The following is a 606-nucleotide window of genomic DNA, read 5'->3' on the forward strand; positions in this document are numbered from 1 at the left end:
CACCGAGTCGCTCATGCACGCGCGTACCCGTACCCATCACCAGTGCGTAGAGCAATTCGTTCGGACGAGGACCGTCGATCACGCCCACATCCATCGTATTGAAGTGGCTGCGCACGTAGCACGCCTCAACGTGGTGGAGTGGAACCTGCAGGCGAGTTCCCGCTACTGCAACTACTTTTGCCGCCGGCACGATCGATTTCGCATGCTTGAGTACCGCGCGCATCGCCCATCCCCCGGCCTCGTGCCAGATCGCGCCGTGCTCCAGTTCGCCATTCACGCCGACGATCGCGCCCTTGCCATAGGTCTGGATCGAGTCCACGGTTCCTAGGGCCGCGACAAGTTCGGGTACGAGCTCGTTGGCCATGGCACGCGCGTCCTCGACCAACTCTGACAGGTCCTCGACATAGCGACCTGCATAAGGATTCTCGATCACAACCGCAATCGAACCTTGTTTGATGGGGGCTGCGCGCGACGGACCACCCTCGTGATAGATGCTTTCGATGTCGAGCAGCTTTTTCCGGATTCGGATAAGGGACATGATGGCTTTCGTCTCTGATGAAAAATAAGAATGCAATCGGGAAGGTCGCTGATCCAGGGGGCGCTTCG

1 protein-coding gene is annotated in these 606 nt (G+C 59.1%); it reads right to left on the reverse strand.

Annotated elements, in window-relative coordinates; genetic code table 11:
• On the reverse strand, positions 1–538 hold a 538-nt coding region (locus tag ACV229_RS40655; protein ID WP_448088666.1), incomplete at its 3' end, for an amino acid synthesis family protein.
• Positions 539–606 lie beyond the last annotated feature (68 nt).

Source organism: Burkholderia sp. MR1-5-21, from assembly GCF_053427715.1.